The sequence below is a fragment of the Gemmobacter aquatilis genome, assembly GCF_900110025.1.
GTDB lineage: Bacteria > Pseudomonadota > Alphaproteobacteria > Rhodobacterales > Rhodobacteraceae > Gemmobacter > Gemmobacter aquatilis.
Genome location: NZ_FOCE01000007.1, coordinates 112,063 through 135,886 on the forward strand (window position 1 = coordinate 112,063; position 23,824 = coordinate 135,886).

A 23,824-nucleotide genomic window follows, 5' to 3' on the forward strand; every position below is an offset into this window, starting at 1 on the left:
GGCTCAGCGCGTCAGATGTTCGCGCGCCAGCACCGCCGCCTCCACCCGGTTGCGCAGATGCAGCTTCTGCAGGATCGAGGTCATGTAATGCTTGACCGTTTTCTCCTGCAGATCCAGCGCCAGCCCGATTTCCTTGTTGCTCTTGCCCTCGGCGACATGGCGCAGGATTTCCTCTTCGCGCTTTGACAGATCATCCAGCGGGTTGGCCGGTTTCGCCTTGCCGCCCCGCATCGCCGCCAGCAGCCGCGCCGCAAGGGCGGGCGAGACATAGGTCTGCCCGCGCGCCAGATCCTTGACCACCGCCACCAGATCGCGCGCGCCGACACCTTTCAGGATATAGCCCAGCGCCCCGGCCTTCAGCGCCTGCATCACCACATCGTCTTCCTCGGAAGCGGTCAGCATCGCCACCTTGGGCGGCGCGTCCCAAGCCATCACCGCACGCAGCGCCGCCAGCCCGCCCCCCTCGGGCATCGAGATGTCCAGCAGCAGCAGATCGGGGCGCAGCCGTTCGGCCAGTTCCACCGCCGCTTTCGCATCCTGCGCCTGACCCACGACCGACAGCCCGGCATCCTCGTCCAGCGTGCGTGCCACGCCTTCGCGGTACAGCGGGTGGTCATCCGCAATCACGATCCTGATTTCTTCGCTCATCTCGCCCCTCATCCCTGCCCGACCGGCAGGATCATCCGCAATTCCGCCCCGCCCCCCGGGCGGTCGCCTGTCTCGAACGTGCCGCCCAGCGCTTCCACCCGGTCACGCAACCCGGCCAGCCCCAGCCCGCCATCCTCGTCCGGCAGTGCCGCCGCGCCAAAGCCCGGCCCGGCATCCTGCACCCGCAGCACCAGCGCCCCGTCTTCCACCGCCAGCCGCACCGCCTGCCCCCGGCCCTCGCCATGGCGCCAGCCATTGCTCAGCCCCTCCTGCACAAAGCGGTAGAGGCAGGTCTTCTGCGCCGCATCCAGCGCCGGCAACCCCTCGGGCGCACAGTCCACCTCGACGGCACAGCCGCTGCGGGCGCGATGTGCCTCGGCCAGCCCCTGCACGATCTCGCAGGGGTCGCGCGCCGCAATATCCGGCAGCGACACCCCGCGCGAGATCGAGCGGATTTCCCGCATCGCATCGCGCAGCGCACCCTCCACCTCGGTCAGCACACCCTGCCGCGCCGCGTCCAGCCCGTCGCGCAACCCGTCCAGCCGCAGCGCCGCATAGCCCAGCAACTGCGCCGGGCCGTCATGCAGATCGGCGCCCAACTGCCGCAACACCTGATCGTTCAGCGCCGCCGTGCGTGCCGCCGCGCCCTGCACCCGCAGCCGCAGGGCGCGGTTATGCTCCGACATCTCGGCCAGCGCGGTCAACTGCCGCGCCATGGCCGCGCGCTGCGCCCCGATCGTGGCCGACCCGCGCGCCACGATCCCCCACAGCGCCGCCCCGATCGCCGCCATCACCAGCGCCACCGCCAACCAACTGCGCCGCTTGGCCGCCGTCAGATCGGCGGACAGCGTCGTGGCATTTTCATAGAACTCCACCACCGCGATCACCCGGCCCGACCACACCTCGCGGATCGGGCTGTAAATCTCCAGCAGCGGCAGGCCCATCGCCGCCTCGCGCGCGTTTTCCGCCGCGCCGGGCTGCACGAAATCCGCCGAAACCTCACCCGCCCAGGCGCGTTTCAGATCCACGCCCACCGGAAAGCGTTGCCCCAGCACGCTCTCGTCCGAAGCATCGACCACCAGCCCACCGGATTTCCAGATCTTGTAAGACACCACCCGCGCGCCCAGCGCGGTCGAGGCGAACACCTCGTCCAGCGCCCGATGCGCCAGTGGCGACAGCTCGTCCGTGGCGGCCAGATCCTGGCTCAACGGAGAGATGAAGCTTTCCATATACAGCGCCGTGGCATTGGCCCAGTTGCGCACCACCGCCTCTTCGATGCGCGCCGCCACCCACTGGCCCACGATCAGCATCGCCGCCAGCATGACCACGCCGCCCGCCACAGCAAATTGCGTGGCAAGCGACCAATTCGACCATCTGTTCCAGAACCGGTGCATCATGCCCCGGTTCTATCCGCCCCGCCGCGCCCGGCAAACGGGCGAAAGTCTGATCGGGCGGTTATTTCAGCTTTTCTTCCAGCGCGGCAATCCGCGCCTCCAGCGCCGCGTTTTCCTCGCGTGCCTTCACCGCCATGGCGCGCACCGCGTCGAACTCCTCGCGCGTCACGAAATCTCGGTCGGCCATCCAGCGGTCGATGAAGCCTTTCATCGCCGTCTCGGCCTCGGTCTTGGCGCCCTGGGCCACGCCCATGGCATTGGTCATCAGTTGCGACATGTCGTCGAAGAATTTGTTGCGGGTCTGCATGGGGATCTCCTGTGCTTGGCCTCTATATGCGGCGCCGCGCCCCCGCCTGCAAGTCCGCGCCCCCCTTTGTTCCCCGCCGGTTGACAATGCCGCAGCCCCGCCCGACAACACGCCAAGCCGGAGGCCCGCATGACCTATATCCCCTTCCCGAACCTCTCGCCCGATCTCTTCTCGATCGACCTGTTCGGGGTCACCTTTGCCCTGCGCTGGTATGCGCTGGCCTATATCGCGGGCCTGCTGATCGGCTGGCGGCTGGTGCTGCGCGCGCTCCACCAGCCCCGGCTCTGGGCCGCACAGGCGCCGATGAACGCCGAACAGCTTGACCGACTGCTGACATGGGTCATTCTTGGCGTGGTGCTGGGCGGGCGGCTTGGCTTCGTGCTGTTCTACCAGCCCGGCTATTACCTGACCCATCCCGCCGAAATCCTGAAAGTGTGGGAGGGGGGCATGTCCTTCCACGGCGGCTTCCTCGGCGTCGTCACCGCCGCCCTGATCTTCTGCAAGCGCGAACACATCCCGCTTCTGCCCATGGCCGATCTTCTGGCCCTGGCCGCCCCGCCCGGCCTGCTGCTGGGCCGCATCGCCAATTTCATCAATGCCGAGCTGTGGGGCCGCCCCACAACCCTGCCCTGGGGCGTGGCCTTCCCGGGCGAGGCGGCGCAAAGCTGCGCCACCGCCACCCTGCCCTGCATCCGCCACCCCAGCCAGCTTTACGAGGCAGGGATGGAGGGGCTGATCCTTGGCGCCACCCTGCTGATCCTCGCCTTCGCCACCCGCACCTTGCGCCATCCGGGCCGTCTGGCCGGGGTATTCATCGCCGGCTATGGCATCGCGCGTTTTCTGGTGGAATTTGCCCGCCAGCCCGATGCGCAATTCGCATCCCCGCTGAACCCGCTGGGCCTTTACATCCAGTGGGGGCCCTATGAGGGGCTGACGATGGGGCAGCTTCTGTCGCTGCCCATGGTGCTGATCGGGGCCGTGCTGATCCTGCGGGCGCGCCGTGACCCCGCTTGAATCGCTGCTGATCCGCCGCATCGCCACCACCGGCCCGATCACGCTGGCCGAGTATATGGCGGACTGCCTGCTGCATCCCGACCACGGCTATTACACCACGCGCGAACCCTTCGGGGCGCAGGGCGATTTCACCACCGCGCCCGAAATCAGCCAGATGTTCGGCGAATTGCTGGGCCTTTGCCTCGCGCAATACTGGCTGGACCTTGGCGCCCCCGCGCCCTTCACGCTGGCCGAGCTTGGCCCCGGGCGCGGCACGCTGATGGCCGATGTGCTGCGCGCCACCGCCCGCGTGCCGGGCTTTCACGCCGCGGCACAGGTCACGCTGGTCGAGGCCTCGCCCACCCTGCGCGCCCGCCAGCGCGCCACGCTGGGGGATCATCCGGTGCACTGGCTGGCCACGGTGGCCGACCTGCCCGCCCAACCGCTGTTCCTGCTGGCAAACGAATTCTTCGACGCCCTGCCGATCCGCCAGTTCACCCGCGATCCGGCGGGCTGGCGCGAAACCATGGTCACCGTGACCGAGGACCGCCTGTCCTTCGCCCTGTCATCCCCCGCGCCCATCGCCGCGCTGGACCACCGCCTTGCCGACACCACCCCCGGCGAGATTGTCGAGATCTGCCCCGCCGCCGCGCCGATCACCGCCGAAATCGCCGCCCGCATCACCGCCCAAGGCGGCACCGCCCTGCTGATCGACTATGGCGGCTGGCGCTCGCGCGGCGACACGCTGCAAGCCCTGCGCGCCCATGCCTTTGCCGATCCGCTGGCCCACCCCGGCGAGGCCGACCTCACCGCCCATGTGGATTTCGCGGCGCTGGCCCGCGCCGCCGCCCCCTGCCCCGCCTCCGAACTCACCCCGCAAGGCACCCTTCTGGCGCGGCTGGGCATCGAGGCCCGCGCAAACGCCCTCGCGCAGCGGTTGACGGGCGCCGCCCTGCAAGCGCATCTTGCCGCTACACGCCGCCTGACCGACCCCGCCGAGATGGGCACCCTGTTCAAGGCTCTCGCGCTGCACGCCCCCGGCACCAAGCCGCCGCCGGGCTTCGCGCCCGGCCCTGCCCACCCAGGCCAAACCTGCTGAGGACCAAATGCTCGAAATCATCACCTCCGACGCACTTGGCCTCGTCCGGCACGGTTTCTTCACCCGCAAGGGCGGCGCCTCCTCCGGCATCTTTTCGGGGCTGAACTGCGGCACCGGATCGACAGATCTGGCCGAGGTGGTGGCGATCAACCGCGCCCGGGTGGCCGCCGCCATGGGGGCGGACCCGCAGGCGCTGGTCACCGTCAACCAGATCCATTCCGCCGATGTCGTCCCCATCACCGGCCCGCATGGCGCCGAGGTGCCCAAGGCCGATGCCATGGTCACCGCCACCCCCGGCGTGGTGCTGGGCATCCTGACCGCCGATTGCCAGCCCGTGCTGTTTTCCGATCCGCAGGCCGGGGTGATCGGCGCCGCCCATGCCGGCTGGCGCGGCAGCAAAGAGGGCATCCTCGAAGCCACGCTCGACGCGATGGAGGCTCTGGGCGCCCGCCGTGCCCGCATCACCGCCATCATAGGCCCGACCATCAGCCAAGCCGCCTATGAGGTCGGCCCCGAGTTCTTTGAATCCTTCGTGGATGACGACCGCGACACCGCCCGCTTCTTCGCGCAAGGCAAGGGCGACCGTGCGCTGTTCGATCTGCCCGGCTATGCGCTGTGGAAACTGCGCCATGCCGGGGTCGGCCATGCCGAATGGACCCGCCACTGCACCTACCGCGACCCCGAGCGATTCTATTCCTTCCGCCGCACCACCCATCAGGGCGAGGCCGATTACGGGCGACTCATCTCCTGCATCCGGCTCTGATTGCGGCAGGCGCACGCCAAGTTCCCGCCGCAATTTCCGAAACAATCGCGTGCCCGCCCCCCCACTGTTTCACCGGCTCTCAAGTATTCCTCGCATTTTCCGCAAGTCCCGCTTGCCTTTCCCCCTCCTCCCATCCGCTGAAAATGCCACAATCGCGGCCAAACCCTTGCCGCAATAGGCTGGCAGATTGTTTCCAAGGTCGGACAGACCACGAAACAACCGCCCAGAAGGAGCAGACCATGAAGAAAGAACGCCGCTGGCTGAAATCGGTCCTCGCCGCTTCGGAAACCCAGCAGGCCGCCCTGCCGTGGCAGCGCGGCGCCCGCCGCAAGCCCGAAGCCTTCAAATCCGCCGCCGCGCCGCAGCCACGCGCCCAGGCCGCGCGCTGATCCTGCAGACCGTACGATCCCAAAGACCTCGACCGAAGGCCGCGTATGCAGAGACGCGGCCTTTTCCTTTGCCGATTCGCCGCCTTTTGCCATCACTCTCCCACAGATTGTGGCACATACCGGCACAACGTTGATCACGCGGAAACAGTGTCCCGCTTGCGGCAAGACTGCGCACGACGCCCTCCACAAAAATGAAATAACTTTGACAGGTCGCCGCGAAGCAGCCATCTTTGCCTTATCGGCGCCTGACCGTGCAAAAGCAGGTGCCACCCGTGAAAGTCATTGCTTCTGACTTGCGCGGGGTGGCTCGGGAAACCAGGCCAGATTGTGTGGCTCAGTACGGGCGGCCCTGTTGCGTTCCTCTGCGCAACGAAGGGGTCGCCTGTTCACTTTCCGGGTCATGCATATCGGCCCTTTCCCGGCCAGATCGCGCTCCCGAACATGCAAAAACCGGCCCACTTGCGCAGACCGGCCCAAGGCGTTCAGCCATTCCCCAAAATCAGGCGTTCTTGCTCAACCGCGCTTCCAGCACATCGAAGGGCAGCCCCGGCTCGTCCTTGGCACAGCGGATCACCAGCGAGGTCTTCACACTCGCCACATTTTCGGCCTTCAGCAATTCCCCGGTCAGAAAGCTCTGAAAGCTCGACAGGTCCGGCGCCACGCATTTCAGGATGAAGTCGATCTCGCCATTCAGCATATGGCACTCCCGCACCAGCGGCCAATCGCGGCAGCGCCCCTCGAAGGTGCTCAGATCGCCCTCGGCCTGGCTTTGCAACCGCACCATGGCGAACACCTGCACCTCGAACCCCAACTCGCGCGCGTCGATATCGGCGTGATAGCCCTTGATATACCCCGCCTCCTCCAGCGTGCGCACCCGGCGCAGACAGGGCGGTGCCGAGATCCCCACCCGCTTGGCCAGTTCCACATTGGTCATCCGCCCATCCGCCTGCAATTCAGCCAGAATATGGCGGTCGATGGGGTCCAGTTTGGCGCCAGCCATGAAGAAACGTCCTTTCCCGCGCCGCCTGTTGTGGTCATTGCGGCGTCTATTTCGTGCGGACATTAGGATTTTGCGCCCCCATGCGCAATATTCTTTCGCCCGATAGGTATTTTTCCGCACGACCCGACCCAAATGCCCCATTTCACGGCGCTGCGATCAGGCATTTGCCTCGCCCCGCGCCGCCCCCTATATGGGGCAGGCAACAGATACGAGGGCACCATGGGTGACGCGCGCCATACCAAAGTTCTGATCATCGGCTCCGGCCCGGCGGGCTATACCGCCGCCGTCTATGCCGCCCGGGCGATGCTGGAACCGATCCTCGTGCAGGGGATGCAGCCCGGCGGCCAGTTGACCATCACCACCGAGGTCGAAAACTGGCCCGGCGATACCCATGTGCAGGGCCCTGACCTGATGGTCCGCATGGAAGCCCATGCGCAGGCCATGGGGGCCGAGGTCATCGGCGATTACATCACCAGCCTCGATCTGCAAAACCGCCCCTTCACCGCGCAGGGCGACAGCGGCACCACCTATACCGCCGACGCCGTGATCCTTGCCACCGGTGCGCAGGCGCGCTGGCTGGGCCTGCCCTCCGAAGAAAAGTTCAAGGGCTTCGGCGTCTCGGCCTGCGCCACCTGTGACGGCTTCTTCTATCGCGGCAAGCAGGTCGTGGTAATCGGCGGCGGCAACACCGCCGTGGAAGAGGCGCTGTTCCTCACCAATTTCGCCACCAAGGTCACGCTGATCCACCGCCGCGATTCGCTGCGCGCCGAAAAGATCATGCAGGACCGCCTGTTCAAACACCCGAAGATCGAGGTGATCTGGAACAGCGAAGTGACCGAGGTTCTGGGCACCGAGGCGCCGCTGGGCGTCACCGCCGTGCGCGCCCGCAATCTGCAAACCGGCGAGACGACCGATGTCCCCTGCGACGGCTTCTTCGTCGCCATCGGCCATGCCCCCGCCTCGGAACTGGTGAACGACCAACTGGAGCTGCACAATGGCGGCTATGTGAAGGTCGAACCCGGCACCACCCGCACCTCGATCCCCGGCGTGTTTGCGGCGGGCGACCTGACGGATCACGTCTATCGTCAGGCGATCACCAGCGCGGGCATGGGCTGCATGGCAGCCCTTGACGCCGAGCGCTGGCTGGCCGGGCACTGATCGCCTCAACGCAAACGGCACCCCACGGGGTGCCGTTTTTCATTCTACCCGCGCCGCGCAGCCTTAATGCACGTTCACCGGCGCCAGATCGTTCTGCCGCGCCAGCGCGAAGGCCAGCGCCCGGTCGCGCACCAGCGCCAGCCGCTCGCCATCCGGGCGATGCACCGCATACAGCGTCTCGATACCGACCGCCTGCACCCGGATCTCTTCGGGCAGGTCGGCCACATGCACCGGGCGGACATAGACGATCCGCTCGGCGCTTTCAGGGAAGAAATTCACTTTCGCATCCATGACCCGATCCTTTCATTTCGCCTCGATCCGCTTCACCGGCGCAGGCGTATCCGCCACGCGCGGCGACCGGATCGGGATTGTCTGCACCACCGTCTCCGGCACGACGCGCCGCAGATCGACATGCAACAACCCGTGTTCCATATGCGCCCCCGCCACCTCTACCCCGTCGGCCAGCACGAAGCTGCGCTGGAAGGCGCGGCTGGCAATGCCCCGGTGCAGCCAGACCCGCGCGCCGTCATCCTCGGCCTGACGGCCCCGGATGACGAGTTGCCGGTCCTCCACCGTGATCGACAGCTCTTCCTCGCGGAACCCGGCCACGGCCAGCGTGATGCGATAGGCATTGTCTGCCACCGCTTCTATGTTGAACGGGGGATAGCCCTCGCCCGAGCCTTTGGCGGTGCGTTCCACCAGCCGTTCAAGCTGCTCGAACCCGAGAAGATAGGGATGGGACCCGAAACTGATCTTGGTCATCGACTTGCCCTTGCGAAAAGCGACATATCGTGCCCGGCCCCGTCATCGGGCACCCGGCTCCCCTTGAATATGGGGCGCCGCAACGCCCCGCGCAAGCCCCTGTGCGGCTGCCGCAATCGCAGGAAATCGCGGGACATTTCTTCCCAAAGCGCGGAAAAAATGCTATGTTTCGCAAGTAATTCGCCTGCGACTCAGCAGCCCGCCCGTCAGGAAGAACGCACATGAACGCTTCGATGGAACTCAATTTCGAAGAGATGCTGCGGATCCGGCTAGAAGTGCTGCGTTGCGAACACCGCGATCTGGACGAGGCGATCCATGTGCTGGAAACCATGGGCCGCCCCGATCAGTTGACGCTGCGGCGGCTGAAAAAGCAGAAACTCTGCCTGAAAGACCAGATCGTGAAGATCGAGGATCAGTTGATCCCCGACATCATCGCCTGACCTGACCGCGATCACGCCGCCCCGATCCTTCGCAGAAGGATCGCCGCCGCCCGAATCCCGCCCCATCCGATGCGCCGCAGCACGATCCTTCGCAGAAGGATCGCCCGTCACGCATCCGCGCTTGCCCCCTGCCCCCCTGCGCGCTAAAGCGCCTGAAAAACCACGGGGGATGCGATGGCTGTTGACGTCGGAATCATCATGGGCAGCCAGTCCGACTGGCCGACGATGCGCGAGGCGGCGGCGATCCTCGATGAACTCGGGATCAGCTACGAATCGAAGATCGTCTCGGCCCACCGCACGCCGGACCGGCTCTGGTCCTATGGCAAGACCGCGGTCGAGCGCGGGCTCAAGGTGATCATCGCCGGGGCCGGTGGCGCCGCCCATCTGCCCGGCATGATGGCCTCCAAGACCCGCGTGCCGGTGATCGGCGTGCCGGTGCAGACCCGTGCCCTGTCGGGCGTGGACAGCCTCTATTCCATCGTGCAGATGCCCAAGGGCTTTCCCGTCGCCACCATGGCCATCGGCGCCGCAGGGGCGGCCAATGCCGGGCTGATGGCCGCCGGCATCCTCGCCCTCACCGACCCGGCGCTGGCCGCCCGGCTGGATGCCTGGCGCGACGCCCTCTCCGCCTCCATCCCCGAGGAGCCGCGCGATGAATGAGGCCCTGCCGCTTGGCGCGATGATCGGTATTCTGGGCGGCGGCCAGTTGGGCCGGATGCTGTCGGTCGCGGCGGCCCGTCTGGGCTTTCGCACCCATATCTATGAGCCCTCCGCCAATCCCCCCGCTGCCCATGTCGCCGACCGGCTGACCACCGCCAGCTATGACGATGCCGAGGCGCTCCGCGCCTTCGCGCAAAGCGTCGATGTCATCACCTATGAGTTCGAGAACATCCCCACCGCCGCACTCGACCTGCTCGAATCGCTGCGCCCGATCCGCCCCAACCGCCGGGCGCTGGCCGTCAGTCAGGAGCGGATTGCGGAAAAGGATTTTCTCACCTCGCTCGGCCTGACCACCGCGCCCTATGCCGCCGTCACCACGCTGGAGGATCTGCACACCGCCCTCGCCCGCATCGGCACGCCGTCCATCCTGAAAACCTGCCGTCTGGGCTATGACGGCAAGGGCCAGGCCCGGTTGCACAGCCCCGCCGATGCCGAATCCGCACTGGCCCAGATGGACGGCGCCCCCGCCGTGCTGGAAGGCTTCGTGAGCTTCACGCATGAGGTGTCGGTCATCGCCGCCCGCGGGCTTGACGGTTCGGTCGCCTGCTATGACCCCGGCGAGAATGTGCATCGTGACGGCATCCTGCACACCACCACCCTGCCCGCCAAGCTGACCAATGCCCAGCGCACCGATGCCGTGCTGCTGGCCGCCCGCATCCTCAACGCGCTGGAGTATGTCGGCGTCATGGGGGTTGAACTGTTCGTGACGCCGCAGGGCCTGCTGGTCAACGAAATCGCCCCCCGCGTCCATAATTCCGGCCATTGGACGCAGAACGGCTGCGCGGTGGACCAGTTCGAACAGCACATCCGCGCCGTTACCGGCTGGCCGCTGGGCGACGGGTCGCGCTTTGCCGATGTGGTGATGGAAAACCTGATCGGCGACGACATCGCCCGCATCCCCGCCCTCGCGCGCGAAAAGAACGCCGCCCTGCACCTCTATGGCAAATCCGAGGCCCGCCCCGGCCGCAAGATGGGCCATGTGAACCGCATCATCGGCCGCTAAGGCTCAGGACTCCGGCGTGCCGGTATCGCTCTCCCCGCGCTCCAACCGGGCGCGGGCTTCCGCCGCCAGATTTTCGTAACGGCGGCGAAATGCCTCCAGACTGCGCTCCTCCAGCTCCTCCAGATCCAGCAGCGCGTTATGCGCGCCCTGCGTCGCCCGGATCAGCTCGTCCAGCTTCAACTGGATCGCCGAGGTGTCGCGGTTCTGGGTGTTCTGGATCAGGAACACCATCAGGAAGGTCACGATCGTCGTGCCGGTGTTGATGACAAGCTGCCAGGTGTCGGAAAACCCGAAGATCGGCCCGGTGACGATCCAGACGACAATCACCCCCAGCGCCAGCGTGAAGGTCGAAGGCCGCCCGCACCAGCGCGACACCGTTTTCGCGATGCTGCCATACCGATCCGCCATGCGCCGCCCTCCCCGTGATCCGGCGCCACCCTAGCGCAGCCCCGGGGCGCCGCAACCCCTGCTCAGCCGGCGGCAAGCCGCGCCAGCTGCTCCATCCGGGCCGCGAATTCCTTGCTGGCCGAATGGGCCCGCGCAAAGGCCAGCGCCCGCTCCGAATGGCCCGAAACCTCCTCGGGGGCCGCCGCCAGCAGCGCCGCCTCGCGCGCCAGCGCCACCGGGTCGCCAAACTGCACCGTCCAGCCCGCGCCCACCCGCGCCACCAGCCGCTCCAACATCCGGTTGGCATAGCCCAGCACCGGCAGCCCGCAGCCCATCGCCTCCAGATAGGCGCAGGATGGATCGTCCTGCCGGTGACAGCTCAGGAAAATATCCGCCTCCTGCCGCATCCACGGCACCAGCTCGCTCTCGAACGGCACCGGCGCGTGCAACCGCACCCGCGCCTCCAGCCGCGCCGCCGCGATCTCGTCGCGCAACTGCGCCTCCAGTGATCCGGTGCCGAAAATATCCAGCGTGAAATCCACGCTCCGCGCCCGCAGCGCCCGCGCAAAGGGCACCAGATCCTGCGCGCCCTTCATCGGCTCCAGCCGCCCGAAATTCACCAGCCGCAGCGGCCCGCCATGCAGTCGCCGCGCCAGCCGGATCGCCTGTTCCGAGGTTTGGGCGAACAGTGCCCCATCCATCCGCCCGTCATGGTAACGCAATACATCCGGCACCAGCCGACCATAGGCCTCGAACGCCGGGTCGCCATTGCATTGCAGCCCCGCCGCCCGGCGAAAGGCCCGGCACATCCGCCGCTCTTGCCGGATGACCCACAGCATCGACCGCAGGCGGCGCAGCCAGCCGATACCCTTGTCCAGCCGCAGAATATCCAGCCGCGTCGCCAGCGTGTATTCGATCGCATAGACCAGCTTCACCCCCGGCCCGCACAGATCGGGCAAGGCATGGGTGCGCCAGCCATCCGCCGCCGCCAGCACGATCCCCGCCCCCGCCAGATGATCGCGCGTCAGCGCCGCCCCCTCGGGCAGCACGGTCAACGGCACCGCCAGATCGGCCTCGGCCATCTCGCGGCCAAACGGCACCGGCCCGCCTTCCCAGATGATGCAGCGCAGCGGCCCATCCCAATGGGCGGCGTGCAGGGCCAGCCCCTCGATGAACCGCGCATCCAGCCGCAGCCGCCCGTCGGGCAGCCGCTCCAGCGGCGCCGTCACGATCATCACCAGTTCCGGCAGCATCCCGCCTCCATAGCAGCCCCAGTTGCGACAGACCTACACGAAACCCCGCCCCCCGCGCAGCAAAAAGGGCGCCCGAAGGCGCCCTTTTCCGTAAACAGCCTATCGGCTGATCACATCATGCCGTCCATGCCGCCCATGCCGCCCATGCCGCCGCCGCCAGCAGACGATTTGTCCTGCGGCTTGTCAGCGATCATCGCTTCGGTGGTGATCAGCAGCGAGGCAACCGACGCCGCGTCTTCCAGCGCGGTGCGGGTGACTTTCGCCGGGTCGATCACGCCGAACTTGAACATGTCGCCATATTCTTCGGTCTGCGCGTTGAAGCCGAAGGTCAGGTCGGTGGATTCGCGCACTTTGCCCGCAACCACAGCCCCGTCCACACCGGCGTTTTCGGCGATCTGACGCAGCGGTGCTTCCAGCGCGCGGCGCACGATGGCGATACCGGCATTCTGGTCAGAGTTTGCACCCACCAGACCGTCCAGCGATTTGCCAGCCTGAACCAGAGCCACGCCGCCGCCGACAACGATGCCTTCCTGCACGGCCGCACGGGTCGCGTTCAGGGCGTCATCCACGCGGTCCTTGCGCTCTTTCACTTCGATCTCGGTCATGCCGCCGACGCGGATCACCGCAACGCCGCCAGCCAGTTTGGCCACGCGCTCTTGCAGTTTTTCCTTGTCGTAATCCGACGTGGTTTCTTCGATCTGGGCGCGGATCTGCGACACGCGGGCCGCGATTTCAGCCTTGTCGCCAGCACCGTCCACGATGGTGGTGTTGTCTTTGGTGATCGACACTTTCTTGGCACGGCCGAGCATGTCGATGGTGACATTCTCCAGCTTCATGCCCAGATCGTCAGAAATCACCTGGCCGCCGGTCAGGATCGCGATGTCCTGCAGCATGGCCTTGCGACGGTCGCCGAAGCCCGGCGCCTTCACGGCAGCGATCTTCAGGCCGCCACGCAGCTTGTTGACGACGAGCGTGGCCAGAGCCTCGCCTTCCACGTCTTCGGCCACGATGATCAGCGGCTTTTGCGACTGGATCACGGCTTCCAGCAGCGGGACCATCGGCTGCAGCGACGAGAGTTTCTTCTCGTGCAGCAGGATGAGCGCGTCTTCCAGATCGGCGATCATCTTGTCCGGGTTGGTCACGAAATAGGGCGACAGGTAGCCGCGGTCGAACTGCATGCCTTCGACGACTTCGGTCTCGGTTTCGAGGCCTTTGTTCTCTTCGACGGTGATCACGCCTTCGTTGCCGACTTTCTGCATCGCGTCGGCGATCTGACGACCGATTTCCGCTTCGCCATTGGCCGAGATGGTGCCGACTTGCGCAACTTCAGCCGAATCCGAAACCGGACGGGCCGCAGCCTTGATCGCCGCGACGACTTTGGCGGTGGCCAGGTCGATGCCGCGCTTCAGGTCCATCGGGTTCATGCCAGCAGCAACGGCTTTCAGGCCGTCCTTGATGATGGCTTGGGCCAGAACGGTGGCGGTGGTGGTGCCGTCGCCCGCTTCGTCATTGGTGCGGGAAGCGACTTCCTTCACCATCTGCGCGCCCATGTTCTCGAACTTGTCGGCCAGTTCGATTTCCTTGGCAACCGTCACACCGTCTTTGGTGATGCGCGGGGCGCCGAAGGATTTGTCGATCACCACATTGCGGCCTTTCGGGCCGAGGGTAACCTTCACAGCATCGGCGAGGATGTTCACGCCGCGCAGCATGCGGTCGCGGGCATCGGTGTCGAACTTGACGTCTTTAGCAGCCATGTGCTTGCTCCAGTGTCTAGAATTTCAGGGATAAGGTCAGCGGTCCGTCAGGGATCAGGCGATGATCCCGAGGATGTCGCTTTCCTTCATGATGAGCAGCTCTTTGCCATCCAGCGTGACTTCGGTGCCCGACCATTTGCCGAACAGCACGCGGTCGCCCACGGCCACCGACGGCGCGATCAGCTCGCCCGAGTCCTTGCGTGCGCCTTGGCCCACGGCAACCACTTCGCCCTCAGCGGGCTTTTCTTTCGCGGTATCGGGGATGATCAGGCCGCCCTTGGTTTTTTCTTCGCCTTCGATGCGGCGAACCAGCACACGGTCATGCAGCGGTTTGAATGCCATCTTTGAACACTCCCTTTGGGTATCCAGTGTTAATCCGATTAGCACTCAGTCGGCCTGAGTGCCAATGGCCAGACAGTTAGGCACCCCGCGCGCACCTGTCAACGCCCGTCGCACAGAAAAAATCGCTGCGCCGCAGCGCCGGGCGGCCCTTGGCCCGCCCCCTCCCCCATGCCACACTCCCCCGATCCCGGAGGACCAGATGCCCCTGACACTCATCCGCCGTCTTGCCTGCAGCCTCGCCCTGTTGGCCGGGCTCTGCACCACGCCCGCACTGGCCGACAGCTGCACCGGCCGCAACCTGTTCACCACCCTCGCCCCGCCGGATACCGCCCGGCTCGATGCCGCCACCGCCGCCCAACCCTTTGCCACCGGCAATTTCTGGCGCGCCACCAAGGACGGGCGGCAACTGCACCTGATCGGCACCTTCCACCTGGCCGATTCGCGCCATGCCGCCACCCTCGCCCGCCTCGCCCCCGTGCTGCGCGACGCCCGCACCCTGCTGGTCGAAGCCGGGCCAGAAGAGGAACGCGCCCTCAAGGCCGCCATGGCCCGCAACCCCGACCTGATCCTGCTGCCCGCAGGCCCGACGTTGCGCGACCGCCTCGGCCCCGCCGATTGGGCCACGCTCACCACAGCCCTCAAACGCCACCAGATCCCCGCGATCATGGCTGCGCGGATGCGCCCGTGGTTCGTCGCCGTCACCCTGTCGATGTCCAGTTGCGCGCCCGCCGCCGCGCTGGATAACGGCCTTGACCGGCAATTGATGCAGCGCGCCACCGAGGTCGGGCTGCCGATCCGCGCGCTGGAACCCTACACCACGCTCTTCACCATTTTCGACAGCCTGTCGGAGGAAGACCAGCTCGGCATGATCCGCTCTGCCCTGCTGATGGAAGATCAGCTCGCCGATTACGCCACCACCCTTTCCGATGCCTATTTCGCCGAAGACAGCCGCCGCATGTGGGAGTTTACCCGCCTCGAATCAGCCAAGGCGCCCGGCTATACCGCCGCCCGCGCCGATGCCGAATTCGCCCGGCTGGAAGCCGCGCTGATGACCCACCGCAACCGCATCTGGATCGCGGTGCTGGAACAGGCCACCGCCGAAGGCCCCGCCCTTGCCGCCTTCGGGGCGCTCCACCTCTCGGGGCAAGAGGGCGTGCTGTCCCTGCTGGCAGAGCGCGGCTGGACCCTCGAACGCCTGCCGCTCTAGCCCGCACCTGAGACATTGCGCCGCGTGACATTGCCGCGCGGATTGCTATAACGCGCCAAACCCTCCTCAGACTACGGAACCCCGCATGATCCAGGTTTTCGGCCACAAGGCCCCCGACACCGATTCCACCGGCTCGCCCATCGTCTGGGCCTGGTATCTGACCGAAGTCAAAGGCACCCCGGCCAAGCCCGTGCTGCTGGGCGAACCCAATACCGAAGCCGCCTTCGTGCTGCGCCACTGGGGGCTCGACAAACCTGAAATCATCGCCGACATCGAACCCGGCGCCGAGGTTGTGGTGGTCGATACCAACAACCCCGCCGAATTGCCCGCCGGGATCCATGACGCCAAGCTGCTGGCGATCATCGACCACCACATGCTGGTCGGCGGGCTGAAGACCAAGACCCCGATCGACATCACCATCCGCCCGCTGGCCTGCACCGCCACGCTGATGCACGATCTGATGGGGGCCGATGCCGCCCGCGCCCCGCGCGCGATCAAGGGCGCGATGCTCTCCTGCATCCTGTCCGACACGCTGGAATTCCGCAGCCCCACCACCACCGCGCATGACCGCGCCGTGGCCGAGGCGCTGGCCGCCGATCTGGGCGTGACCATCGCCGAATTCGCCGCCGCAATGTTCGCCGCGAAATCCGATGTCTCCAGCTTCTCGGATGCCGAACTGCTGCGCATGGATTCGAAAGAATACAATGTCGCGGGCAAAGAGCTGCGCGTTTCCGTTCTGGAAACCACCGCGCCGCAGGTGCTGCTGGATCGCAAGGCCAGCCTGATGGACTCGATGGTCGCCGTCGCCAAGGAAGACGGCGCCGATCAGGTGCTGCTGTTCGTGATCGACATCCTGAACGAAGAAGCCACCCTGCTGGTGCCGAACGATCTGGTGAAACAACTGGCAGAAGCCAGCTTCGGCTGCACCGTCACCGGCGACACCGTGGTCCTGCCCGGCGTGATGAGCCGCAAGAAGCAGATCATCCCCTCGCTGAAACTCTGAACGCCACAACACACCACCCCTCTCCCCCGGGGGAGAGGGCAGGGTGAGGGAGCCACCGCACCCGCTTCCCCCAACGCCACCCACCCCAGCACACCACCCCCCTCTCCCCCGGGGGAGAGGGGGGGTGAGGGGGCCACCGCACACCCCTTCCCCCAACCCCACCCACCCCAGCACACCACCCCCCTCTCCCCCCGGGGGAGAGGGCAGGGTGAGGGGGCCACCACACCCGCCCCAGAAAAATCCCATCTTCCCTCCCCCAAAATTCCGGTAGAAAACACCCGACAGGGGGCGCACCGGGGGTGTACCCCCGGTGTACGCGAGTCACCCCCCCGAAATTCGCCGTGAAAGGCCCCAGATGACCACGCTGATCTCCGCCCTCTCCGAGATTTCTCCGTCCTACCGTGCGGTGTTCTGCGACCTCTGGGGCTGCCTGCACAACGGCCAGACCCCCTTCCCCGCCGCCGTTGCCGCGCTGCAGCAATTCCGCGCCAGCGGTGGCCTCGTCGTGCTGATGACCAACGCACCGCGCCCCCGCACCTCGGTCATGGCGCAGCTGGATCGCATGGGGGCGCCGCGCGATTGCTACGACATGGTGGTGTCCTCGGGCGATGCGGCACAATATGCGCTGGTGTCCGGCGCGGTGGGCCGTCGTATCCACCATATCGGCGCCGAGAAGGACATGCCCTTCTTCACCGATCTGCCGCCCGATCTGCAGGCCCTTGCCGCGGCCGATCCCATCACCTTCGTGCCCCTGGCCGAGGCGGAGGGCATCGTCTGCACCGGCCTGACCGATGACACGACCGAGACGCCCGACGACTACCGCGCCGCCCTGCTTCTGGGCAAGACGCGTGGCCTGACCATGCTCTGCGCCAACCCGGATATTGTGGTCGATATGGGCGACAAGCGCCTATATTGTGCCGGCGCCCTCGCAAAAGCCTATGAAGACATGGGCGGTAGCGCGCTTTATTTCGGCAAACCCCACCCGCCGATCTACGATCTCGCCCGCCGGATGCTGGCCGAATCCGGCAACCCGGTCGCGAATGAAGACATCCTTTGCATCGGCGACGGCCCCTGGACCGACGTGCAAGGCGGCCAGGCCGAGGGGCTGGACACGCTGTTCATCACCGGCGGCATCGTGGCGGATCGGTTCGGCGCAGATTCCTCCAATCCTGACAAAGGCTTGCTGGAAGACTGGCTCACCGCCGAACAGCTTGCCCCCACCTATGCGCTGGGGCATCTGAGCTAACCGACCCGCAATAATATTGCGACTTTTGTCGCACCTGCGTTAAATTATTACCCGACTGATTGCGCTGCATCGCAGCATCTGCTACGTTGCAGCGCAGTAAACCGGAGGATTCGCAGGATGTTGGACAATATGCCCCGCGGCACGATCTGCATCGAAGACATCGAAATCGGTATGACCCGCCACCTGCGGAAAACCGTAACCAACCGGGATATCGAGCTTTTTGCCGAGGTTTCGACCGACCGGAACCCCGTCCACCTCGACGATTCCTACGCGCAGGACACGATCTTTCAGGGCCGCATCGCCCATGGAATGTTGACCGCCGGGCTGATTTCGGCGGTAATCGGCGAACAGCTTCCCGGCCATGGCACTGTTTACCTTGGACAATCCCTGAAATTCATGGCCCCCGTGCGCCCCGGCGATACCGTCTATGCCGAGGTGAAGGTGACCGCGATCGACCATGCGAAACGCCGCGTGACCCTTGAAACCCATTGCGCAGTGGGTAATACCGTTGTCCTGAAAGGCGAAGCGCTGGTTCTGGCGCCCAGCCGCAAGTTCGACTGAGGGCGCGCGCCCTCACTACGGGGCCGCATGAAGATTTTTCAGCACTGGCAAGGGCTTGCGCCCGAAGATCGGGGCGCCTCGGTTGCGATGGGCAATTTTGACGGCGTGCATCTGGGCCACCGCTCGGTGATCGAAGCCGCATCGCAGCATGGCCCCTTGGGCGTGCTGACCTTCGAGCCGCACCCGCGCGAGTTCTTCGCCCCCGACGCCCCGCCCTTCCGGCTGATGAACGCCGAAGCCCGCGCCAATCGCCTGTCGAAACTTGGCGTCACCCGCCTTTACGAACTGCCCTTCGCCGCCGACATGGCCTCCCTCACCCCCGAGGGTTTTGCCGCGCAGGTGCTGGCCGCCGGTCTGGGCGCGCGCCATGTCACCGTGGGCACCGATTTCTGCTTTGGCAAGGGGCGCAAGGGAACGGTAGATGACCTGCAAGCCCTTGGGAACGCCTATGGTTTTGGCGTGACCATCGCCCCCCTGCTGCGCGCGGGCGGCAAGGAAATCTCATCCACCGCGATCCGTAACGCGCTGTCTGAAGGCCGCCCACAAGATGCCGCTGCCATGCTGGGCCACCTGCACCGGATCGAGGGCGCGGTGCTGCACGGCGAAAAACGCGGGCGCGAGTTGGGCTTCCCCACCGCGAATATGAGCGTGGGCGGGCTGCATCTGCCGCGCCTTGGCGTCTATGCGGTGAAGGTCGATGTGCTGACCGGGCCGCAGGCGGGCAGCTATGGCGGCGCAGCCAGCCTTGGCGTGCGGCCGATGTTTGGTGAAAACACCCCCAACCTTGAAACCTATATCTTTGATTTCAAAGGTGATCTTTATGGCCATCACCTTTCCGTCGCGCTGGTCGAATACCTCCGCCCCGAAATGAAGTTTGACGGCCTGCCCGCGCTGATCGCGCAGATGGATGCCGATTGCGCCCGCGCCCGCACTCTGCTGGCGGCTGCATGATGCGCCCGCGTTTCTGGGAAACCGTGCCGCTCAAGAAGATGTCCCCCGAGGAATGGGAGGCGCTGTGCGACGGCTGCGGCAAGTGCTGCCTGAACAAGATCGAGTTTGAAGACACCGGCGAAGTGGCCTTCACCAAGATCGCCTGCCGCCTGCTCGATGGCGAAACCTGCCGCTGCACCCAATACCCGATCCGCAAGCAATTCGTGCCCGATTGCGTGCGGCTGACCCCTTCCACCCTGCCGAAGATCGCCTATTGGATGCCGCGCACTTGTGCCTATCGCCTTCTGTTTGAAGGAAAATCCTTGCCTGACTGGCATCCGCTGGTGACCGGCGATCCCGAGAGCGTCCACACCGCAGGCGCCAGCGTGCGCGGCTGGACGGTGCCGGAATTCGAGGTGCCGGAGGAAGACTGGGAAGATTACATCATCGACGAGACGCCCTGATGTTCTTCGCCTCCGACAACACCGCGCCCTGCCCGCCCGAGGTTCTGGCCGCCCTCGCCGCCGCGAATGACGGCTACGCCCGCGGCTATGGCGCCGACCCGCTGACCGCCCGCGCGACCGAGATGTTGCGCGAGGTACTGAACGCACCGCAAGCCGTGGTGCATCTGGTGGCAACCGGCACCGCCGCCAACGCGCTGTCTCTGGCCAGTTTCTGCCCGCCCTGGGGCGCGGTGTTCTGCCATACCCACGCTCATATCGCCGAGGATGAATGCGGCGCGCCCGAATTCTTCACCCATGGCGCGAAACTGGTCCATGTGGGCGGCGCGCATGGGCGGATGGCCCCGGCGGCGCTGGCCCATGCCCTTGCAAACACAGGCGAAAGCGGTGTGCATGGCGTGCAGCGCGGCATGGTGTCACTGACCAATGTGACCGAGGCGGGCACGGTGTATTCTGCCGCCGAGACCACCGCTCTGGCCACGCTGGCCAAGGCCAAAGGCCTGCCCGTGCATCTGGACGGTGCGCGCTTTGCCAATGCCGTGGTGGCGACCGGCGCCACCCCCGCCGCGTTGACCGCGCAGGCCGGGGTGGATGTTCTGTCCTTTGGCGGCACCAAGAACGGCTTGATGGGGGTCGAGGCGGTGGTGATCTTCGCCCCTGACAAGGGATGGGAGTTCGAGCTGCGCCGCAAACGGGCCGGGCATCTGGTGTCGAAATCACGCTATCTGGCGGCGCAGATGGTGGCGATGCTGGAACAAGGGCGCTGGCTGGCCTGGGCCGCACAGGCCAATGCCATGGCGGCCCTGCTGGCCGAAGGGCTTGCCGCGCGCGGGATCAGCCTCGGCCATCCTGTTGACGCGAATATCCTTTTTCCACATTGGGAACCCGGCACCTCGGCCCGGCTGCGCGCAGCGGGTGCGCAGTTCTACGACGCCCCCGCCCCCGAAGGGCGCGAAGGCGCGCGGCTGGTCACCAGTTGGGCCACGACCGAGGCCGATGTGGCGGGTTTCCTCGCCGCGCTCTGACCGGCTCAGGCCGTGTCGGCCAGCAGGCGGCGGATTTCAGTGGCAACGGCGGCAGCATGGGTGATCGGCAGCATATGCCCCGCCCCCGGCACGATCACCCGGCGGGCCTGCGGCAGGCGGGCGGCCAGAACCCGTTGAATCGCGCCGATGACCGGCGGGCTATCGGCCCCTTCCAGCAGCAGCACCGGGCGGGCCAGCCCTTCGATCCGACCGGGCAGCGACAGCCCGGCAATGTCGTCCAGCAGGACCGGGTTTTGCCCCAGCACCAGCCCCATGCGGTGGGTCATGTAGTCGCGCTGCAAGGCAGGCAATCTGGTGAAATCGCCATGGCCCCAGCGGTTGTGAAACAGCGCAGCCGCGGCGGCGGGGTTTTGGCGAATTGTCTCGATGACCTCGGCATAACCCTTTGCGAAATCATCGAACTCCGGTGCACCGGCCTGCCTGACAGCCGAAAACAGCACCGGCTCGATCAGGGTCAGGCTGCGCACAAGGTCTGGCCGTTCCAACGCCACGCGCAGGGCAATGGTGCCACCGAAACTGTGCCCCAGCAGATCGACCGGGCCGCCGATCCGTTCGGCCAGGGCCACCGCCATTCGGGTGGCGACCAGATGCAGATCCTCGGCCCCGTCCCAATCGGCGCTGCGGCCATGGCCGGGCAGATCGGGGGCGCTGAACGTCACGCCCCCAAGCTGCGTCGCCACGCCCGACCAAGCCCCCGCATGGGCCAGCGAACAGTGCAGCGCCAGCAGCTGCCGCGCCCCCTGCCCCCAGACCCGAACGGCGGTTGGATGCCCGCCCAGCAGCGCCTGCCAGTTCACAGCGCCCCCGCAAGGTGCAGATCAAGGTCTTCCAGACGGTCCTGCCCCCAGAACCGCTCTTCCCCCACCACATAGAAGGGCACGCCGAACACGCCGCGCGACACGGCCTCTTCCAGATTCACCGCATAGGTTTCTGCCGCGCTGAGCATCCCGCGATCCGCGACCTTGGGGTCAAAGCCTGTCTGCTCCAGCACGGCGCGGATCACCTCGTCATCGGCGATGTCACGCTCTTCGGCCCAGCAGGCGCGCGCCAGACCATGCACCAGCGCGCCCAGATCGCCGCCCCCCGCCACCTGCGCCGCAATGATCGCATAGGCCGAAGGCGCGGGATTTACCGGCCAGAAGGCGGGTTGAAGGTTGATCGGCAGGCCGAACTTGCGCGACTGGCGTGCCAGATCCTGCAGGCGATAGGCCTTGCGGCTGTCATGGCGCTGCGGCAGCGACAGCCCGCCAGTACGGGCAAAAAGCGCCGTGGGATCGACAGGTTTATAGGTGAGCGTGGCAGCATGTTTTGCGGCAATAGCCTCCAGCCGCTGACCCGCGAGGTAGACGAAGGGCGAGACGGTGGCAAAAAAGTAGTCGATATGGGCCATTGGCCTCTCCTCGGGTTCTGCGCGGTTTGCGCCGACGGTAGCCGGGTGATAAGCGGTGTCAACGCCTCCCGACCGGCCCGATTCCCCCGGCCGCCCAGTTACAGGACAGACCCATGGCTGCGATGACCGAGCCCAAATTGATTGCCGGCAATGCGAACCTTTCTTTGGCAAAGGGAATTGCGCGACGGATGTCGATGCATCGCGGGATGCAGGTCGGCCTGGTCGATGCACGGGTGGAGCGGTTCAACGATCAGGAAATCTTCGTCGAAGTTTACGAGAATGTGCGCGGCGAAGACATGTATGTCATCCAGCCGACCTCGAACCCGGCGAATGACAACCTGATGGAACTGCTGATCATCGCCGATGCGCTGCGCCGGTCCTCGGCGGATCGCATCACCGCCGTGATCCCCTATTTCGGCTACGCCCGGCAGGATCGCCGCGCCAAGGCCCGCACGCCGATTTCGGCCAAGCTGGTGGCCAATCTGCTGACCGAGGCCGGGATCGACCGCGTGCTGACGCTGGACCTGCACGCCGCGCAGATTCAGGGCTTCTTCGACATTCCGGTGGACAACCTTTATGCCGCGCCGATCTTCGCGCTGGATATCGAACACCACTTCAAGGGCCAGATGGATGATCTGATGATTGTCTCGCCCGATGTCGGCGGGGTCGCGCGGGCCCGCGAACTGGCCAAGCGGATCAACGCACCGCTGTCGATCGTGGACAAGCGCCGCGAAAAGGCTGGCGAGATTGCAGAGATGACGGTGATCGGCAATGTCGAAGGCAAGAAATGCATCATCGTCGATGACATCTGCGATACGGCGGGCACGCTGTGCAAAGCCGCTGAAGTGCTGATGGAAAACGGCGCGACCGAGGTGCACAGCTACATCACCCATGGCGTGCTGTCCGGCCCGGCGGTGGAACGCGTGTCGAAATCGGTGATGAAATCGCTGGTGATTACCGATTCCATCGAGCCGACCGAGGCGGTGAAGAATGCCCCGAATATCCGCATCGTGCCGACGGCACCCATGTTCGCACAAGCCATCCTGAACATCTGGCACGGTACCTCGGTTTCGTCGCTGTTCGAAACCGATACGCTGGTGCCGATCTATGAAGGGCTGTATCAGCGCATCTGAGGCGGCAAGGTCAGCCCATCCTGCAGGGTGCGCTTTTCGGCGCACCTTTTTTCAATACAGTTGCCAGTCATCCTCGTCCCGCACCGGGCCAAGAGCTGTCCAATCCGCCCGCACCCGCGCCACGCGGGTATCGCCCCAAGTGCGGAAGACGATGTGGAACCCAGTGGGCGTAATATTCTCGGCCGAAATATCGGCGCGGGAATTGCTTTTATGATCCATGTCCCACATCGAAATGCCGACCATCACGGCGGGTGTGTCGGAAAACGGCTCTTTGAACGTCACGATAAAACGACTTTCACGCGGCCCCTGCCCCGTCCACATCACCCCGTCATCCGCGAAATCGGAAAACAGGACACGGCTGCCTTGCAAGACAGCTATCGAGCCTGAAGAAATGCGTTTCATGCCTGACAAATCCTCCCGACGGCGACGCTAGTG

General features: G+C 65.9%; 29 protein-coding genes. 16 read left to right on the plus strand and 13 right to left on the minus strand.

All coding sequences use genetic code 11. The features are described 5' to 3' along the window. Window positions 1-3: 3 nt before the first annotated feature. Genes BMX43_RS13055 through BMX43_RS13065 form a run of 3 tightly spaced genes read right to left on the minus strand, consistent with a single transcriptional unit; the run spans window position 4 to window position 2,349 of the window. Complete coding sequence (locus BMX43_RS13055; RefSeq protein ID WP_091302226.1) at window positions 4-648, minus strand: response regulator; 645 nt, start codon at window positions 646-648, stop codon at window positions 4-6. Window positions 649-656: 8 nt separating this feature from the next. Beyond that, window positions 657-2,045, minus strand: a complete 1,389-nt coding sequence (locus BMX43_RS13060; protein WP_091302069.1) for a sensor histidine kinase — start codon at window positions 2,043-2,045, stop codon at window positions 657-659. A gap of 58 nt (window positions 2,046-2,103) precedes the next feature. Further along, window positions 2,104-2,349 carry an accessory factor UbiK family protein gene (locus BMX43_RS13065; RefSeq protein WP_091302072.1) on the minus strand — a complete coding sequence of 82 codons (246 nt, stop codon included), beginning with the start codon at window positions 2,347-2,349 and terminating at the stop codon, window positions 2,104-2,106. 129 nt (window positions 2,350-2,478) lie between these two features. Between BMX43_RS13065 and lgt the strand changes: the two genes are divergently transcribed. From lgt to BMX43_RS19840, 4 genes are all read left to right on the plus strand, one after another. Then, entirely contained in the window at window positions 2,479-3,363 is an 885-nt protein-coding gene (lgt, locus tag BMX43_RS13070) for a prolipoprotein diacylglyceryl transferase (RefSeq protein ID WP_091302073.1), read from the plus strand. Next, the gene (locus BMX43_RS13075) at window positions 3,350-4,441 is read left to right on the plus strand and encodes a class I SAM-dependent methyltransferase (RefSeq protein ID WP_091302075.1); all 1,092 of its coding nucleotides are present in this window, start codon (window positions 3,350-3,352) and stop codon (window positions 4,439-4,441) included. Before lgt ends, BMX43_RS13075 begins: the two co-directional genes overlap by 14 nt. 7 nt (window positions 4,442-4,448) lie before the next feature. Next, window positions 4,449-5,204, plus strand: coding sequence for a peptidoglycan editing factor PgeF (gene pgeF, locus BMX43_RS13080; protein ID WP_091302077.1), 756 nt, complete (start codon window positions 4,449-4,451; stop codon window positions 5,202-5,204). Between the two features lie 239 nt (window positions 5,205-5,443). After that, complete coding sequence (locus tag BMX43_RS19840) at window positions 5,444-5,593, plus strand: hypothetical protein (RefSeq protein ID WP_175482110.1); 150 nt, start codon at window positions 5,444-5,446, stop codon at window positions 5,591-5,593. A gap of 499 nt (window positions 5,594-6,092) precedes the next feature. Here BMX43_RS19840 and BMX43_RS13085 read toward each other — a convergent pair whose 3' ends face one another. Further along, complete coding sequence (locus tag BMX43_RS13085) at window positions 6,093-6,593, minus strand: Lrp/AsnC family transcriptional regulator (protein ID WP_091302079.1); 501 nt, start codon at window positions 6,591-6,593, stop codon at window positions 6,093-6,095. Between the two features lie 219 nt (window positions 6,594-6,812). Here BMX43_RS13085 and trxB point away from each other — a divergent pair, with 219 nt between their 5' ends. Then, window positions 6,813-7,751 (plus strand): thioredoxin-disulfide reductase, encoded by a 939-nt coding sequence (gene trxB / locus BMX43_RS13090; RefSeq protein WP_091302228.1) that lies wholly within the window; start codon window positions 6,813-6,815, stop codon window positions 7,749-7,751. A 63-nt stretch (window positions 7,752-7,814) separates the two neighbouring features. On the opposite strand, the gene BMX43_RS13095 is transcribed toward trxB, so the two are convergent. Together BMX43_RS13095 and BMX43_RS13100 are read right to left on the minus strand one after the other, a co-directional pair. After that, window positions 7,815-8,042 (minus strand): DUF1150 family protein, encoded by a 228-nt coding sequence (locus BMX43_RS13095; RefSeq protein WP_091302081.1) that lies wholly within the window; start codon window positions 8,040-8,042, stop codon window positions 7,815-7,817. A gap of 12 nt (window positions 8,043-8,054) precedes the next feature. Next, window positions 8,055-8,513, minus strand: coding sequence for an Hsp20 family protein (locus BMX43_RS13100; RefSeq protein ID WP_091302083.1), 459 nt, complete (start codon window positions 8,511-8,513; stop codon window positions 8,055-8,057). A 221-nt stretch (window positions 8,514-8,734) separates the two neighbouring features. On the opposite strand from BMX43_RS13100, the gene BMX43_RS13105 reads away from it, so the two are divergent. The 3 genes from BMX43_RS13105 to BMX43_RS13115 all read left to right on the plus strand — a co-directional run bounded on the left by BMX43_RS13105 (window position 8,735) and on the right by BMX43_RS13115 (window position 10,676). Then, window positions 8,735-8,953 (plus strand): YdcH family protein, encoded by a 219-nt coding sequence (locus BMX43_RS13105; protein ID WP_091302085.1) that lies wholly within the window; start codon window positions 8,735-8,737, stop codon window positions 8,951-8,953. A gap of 174 nt (window positions 8,954-9,127) precedes the next feature. Continuing rightward, the gene (purE, locus tag BMX43_RS13110) at window positions 9,128-9,613 is read left to right on the plus strand and encodes a 5-(carboxyamino)imidazole ribonucleotide mutase (RefSeq protein WP_091302086.1); all 486 of its coding nucleotides are present in this window, start codon (window positions 9,128-9,130) and stop codon (window positions 9,611-9,613) included. Beyond that, window positions 9,606-10,676 carry a 5-(carboxyamino)imidazole ribonucleotide synthase gene (locus BMX43_RS13115; RefSeq protein WP_091302088.1) on the plus strand — a complete coding sequence of 357 codons (1,071 nt, stop codon included), beginning with the start codon at window positions 9,606-9,608 and terminating at the stop codon, window positions 10,674-10,676. Before purE ends, BMX43_RS13115 begins: the two co-directional genes overlap by 8 nt. A 3-nt stretch (window positions 10,677-10,679) precedes the next feature. Here BMX43_RS13115 and BMX43_RS13120 read toward each other — a convergent pair whose 3' ends face one another. From BMX43_RS13120 to groES, 4 genes are all read right to left on the minus strand, one after another. Then, the gene (locus BMX43_RS13120) at window positions 10,680-11,084 is read right to left on the minus strand and encodes a low affinity iron permease family protein (RefSeq protein WP_091302090.1); all 405 of its coding nucleotides are present in this window, start codon (window positions 11,082-11,084) and stop codon (window positions 10,680-10,682) included. A gap of 62 nt (window positions 11,085-11,146) precedes the next feature. Next, complete coding sequence (locus BMX43_RS13125; protein WP_091302092.1) at window positions 11,147-12,316, minus strand: glycosyltransferase; 1,170 nt, start codon at window positions 12,314-12,316, stop codon at window positions 11,147-11,149. A gap of 110 nt (window positions 12,317-12,426) precedes the next feature. Then, a complete protein-coding gene (groL, locus tag BMX43_RS13130; RefSeq protein ID WP_091302094.1) occupies window positions 12,427-14,070 on the minus strand; it encodes a chaperonin GroEL in 1,644 nt (547 codons plus the stop codon). A gap of 54 nt (window positions 14,071-14,124) precedes the next feature. Next, the gene (groES, locus tag BMX43_RS13135; protein ID WP_091302096.1) at window positions 14,125-14,412 is read right to left on the minus strand and encodes a co-chaperone GroES; all 288 of its coding nucleotides are present in this window, start codon (window positions 14,410-14,412) and stop codon (window positions 14,125-14,127) included. A gap of 199 nt (window positions 14,413-14,611) precedes the next feature. Between groES and BMX43_RS13140 the strand changes: the two genes are divergently transcribed. The 7 genes from BMX43_RS13140 (at window position 14,612) to BMX43_RS13170 (ending at window position 20,845) form a co-directional block, all read left to right on the plus strand. Further along, a complete protein-coding gene (locus BMX43_RS13140; protein ID WP_245749470.1) occupies window positions 14,612-15,619 on the plus strand; it encodes a TraB/GumN family protein in 1,008 nt (335 codons plus the stop codon). An 85-nt stretch (window positions 15,620-15,704) separates the two neighbouring features. Next, complete coding sequence (locus BMX43_RS13145) at window positions 15,705-16,622, plus strand: manganese-dependent inorganic pyrophosphatase (RefSeq protein ID WP_091302098.1); 918 nt, start codon at window positions 15,705-15,707, stop codon at window positions 16,620-16,622. Between the two features lie 355 nt (window positions 16,623-16,977). After that, window positions 16,978-17,868: a TIGR01459 family HAD-type hydrolase gene (locus BMX43_RS13150; protein WP_091302100.1), complete on the plus strand. Its 891-nt coding sequence runs from the start codon at window positions 16,978-16,980 to the stop codon at window positions 17,866-17,868. 117 nt (window positions 17,869-17,985) lie between these two features. After that, window positions 17,986-18,429 (plus strand): MaoC family dehydratase, encoded by a 444-nt coding sequence (locus BMX43_RS13155; protein WP_091302102.1) that lies wholly within the window; start codon window positions 17,986-17,988, stop codon window positions 18,427-18,429. 27 nt (window positions 18,430-18,456) lie between these two features. Continuing rightward, window positions 18,457-19,380 (plus strand): bifunctional riboflavin kinase/FAD synthetase, encoded by a 924-nt coding sequence (locus BMX43_RS13160; protein WP_091302104.1) that lies wholly within the window; start codon window positions 18,457-18,459, stop codon window positions 19,378-19,380. Beyond that, window positions 19,377-19,823, plus strand: a complete 447-nt coding sequence (locus tag BMX43_RS13165) for a YcgN family cysteine cluster protein (RefSeq protein ID WP_091302106.1) — start codon at window positions 19,377-19,379, stop codon at window positions 19,821-19,823. The genes BMX43_RS13160 and BMX43_RS13165 overlap by 4 nt, the downstream gene beginning before the upstream one ends. Next, the gene (locus tag BMX43_RS13170; RefSeq protein WP_091302108.1) at window positions 19,823-20,845 is read left to right on the plus strand and encodes a threonine aldolase family protein; all 1,023 of its coding nucleotides are present in this window, start codon (window positions 19,823-19,825) and stop codon (window positions 20,843-20,845) included. Before BMX43_RS13165 ends, BMX43_RS13170 begins: the two co-directional genes overlap by 1 nt. A 5-nt stretch (window positions 20,846-20,850) precedes the next feature. Here BMX43_RS13170 and BMX43_RS13175 read toward each other — a convergent pair whose 3' ends face one another. Together BMX43_RS13175 and BMX43_RS13180 are read right to left on the minus strand one after the other, a co-directional pair. Then, window positions 20,851-21,663 (minus strand): alpha/beta fold hydrolase, encoded by an 813-nt coding sequence (locus BMX43_RS13175; protein WP_245749471.1) that lies wholly within the window; start codon window positions 21,661-21,663, stop codon window positions 20,851-20,853. After that, window positions 21,660-22,256: a 2-hydroxychromene-2-carboxylate isomerase gene (locus tag BMX43_RS13180; protein ID WP_091302110.1), complete on the minus strand. Its 597-nt coding sequence runs from the start codon at window positions 22,254-22,256 to the stop codon at window positions 21,660-21,662. The genes BMX43_RS13175 and BMX43_RS13180 overlap by 4 nt, the downstream gene beginning before the upstream one ends. 113 nt (window positions 22,257-22,369) lie before the next feature. On the opposite strand from BMX43_RS13180, the gene BMX43_RS13185 reads away from it, so the two are divergent. Then, window positions 22,370-23,389: a ribose-phosphate pyrophosphokinase gene (locus tag BMX43_RS13185; RefSeq protein ID WP_091302112.1), complete on the plus strand. Its 1,020-nt coding sequence runs from the start codon at window positions 22,370-22,372 to the stop codon at window positions 23,387-23,389. A 51-nt stretch (window positions 23,390-23,440) separates the two neighbouring features. Here the strand turns inward: BMX43_RS13185 and BMX43_RS13190 are convergent, their stop codons facing one another. Beyond that, window positions 23,441-23,791 carry an H-type lectin domain-containing protein gene (locus BMX43_RS13190; protein ID WP_091302114.1) on the minus strand — a complete coding sequence of 117 codons (351 nt, stop codon included), beginning with the start codon at window positions 23,789-23,791 and terminating at the stop codon, window positions 23,441-23,443. Window positions 23,792-23,824: the final 33 nt, after the last annotated feature.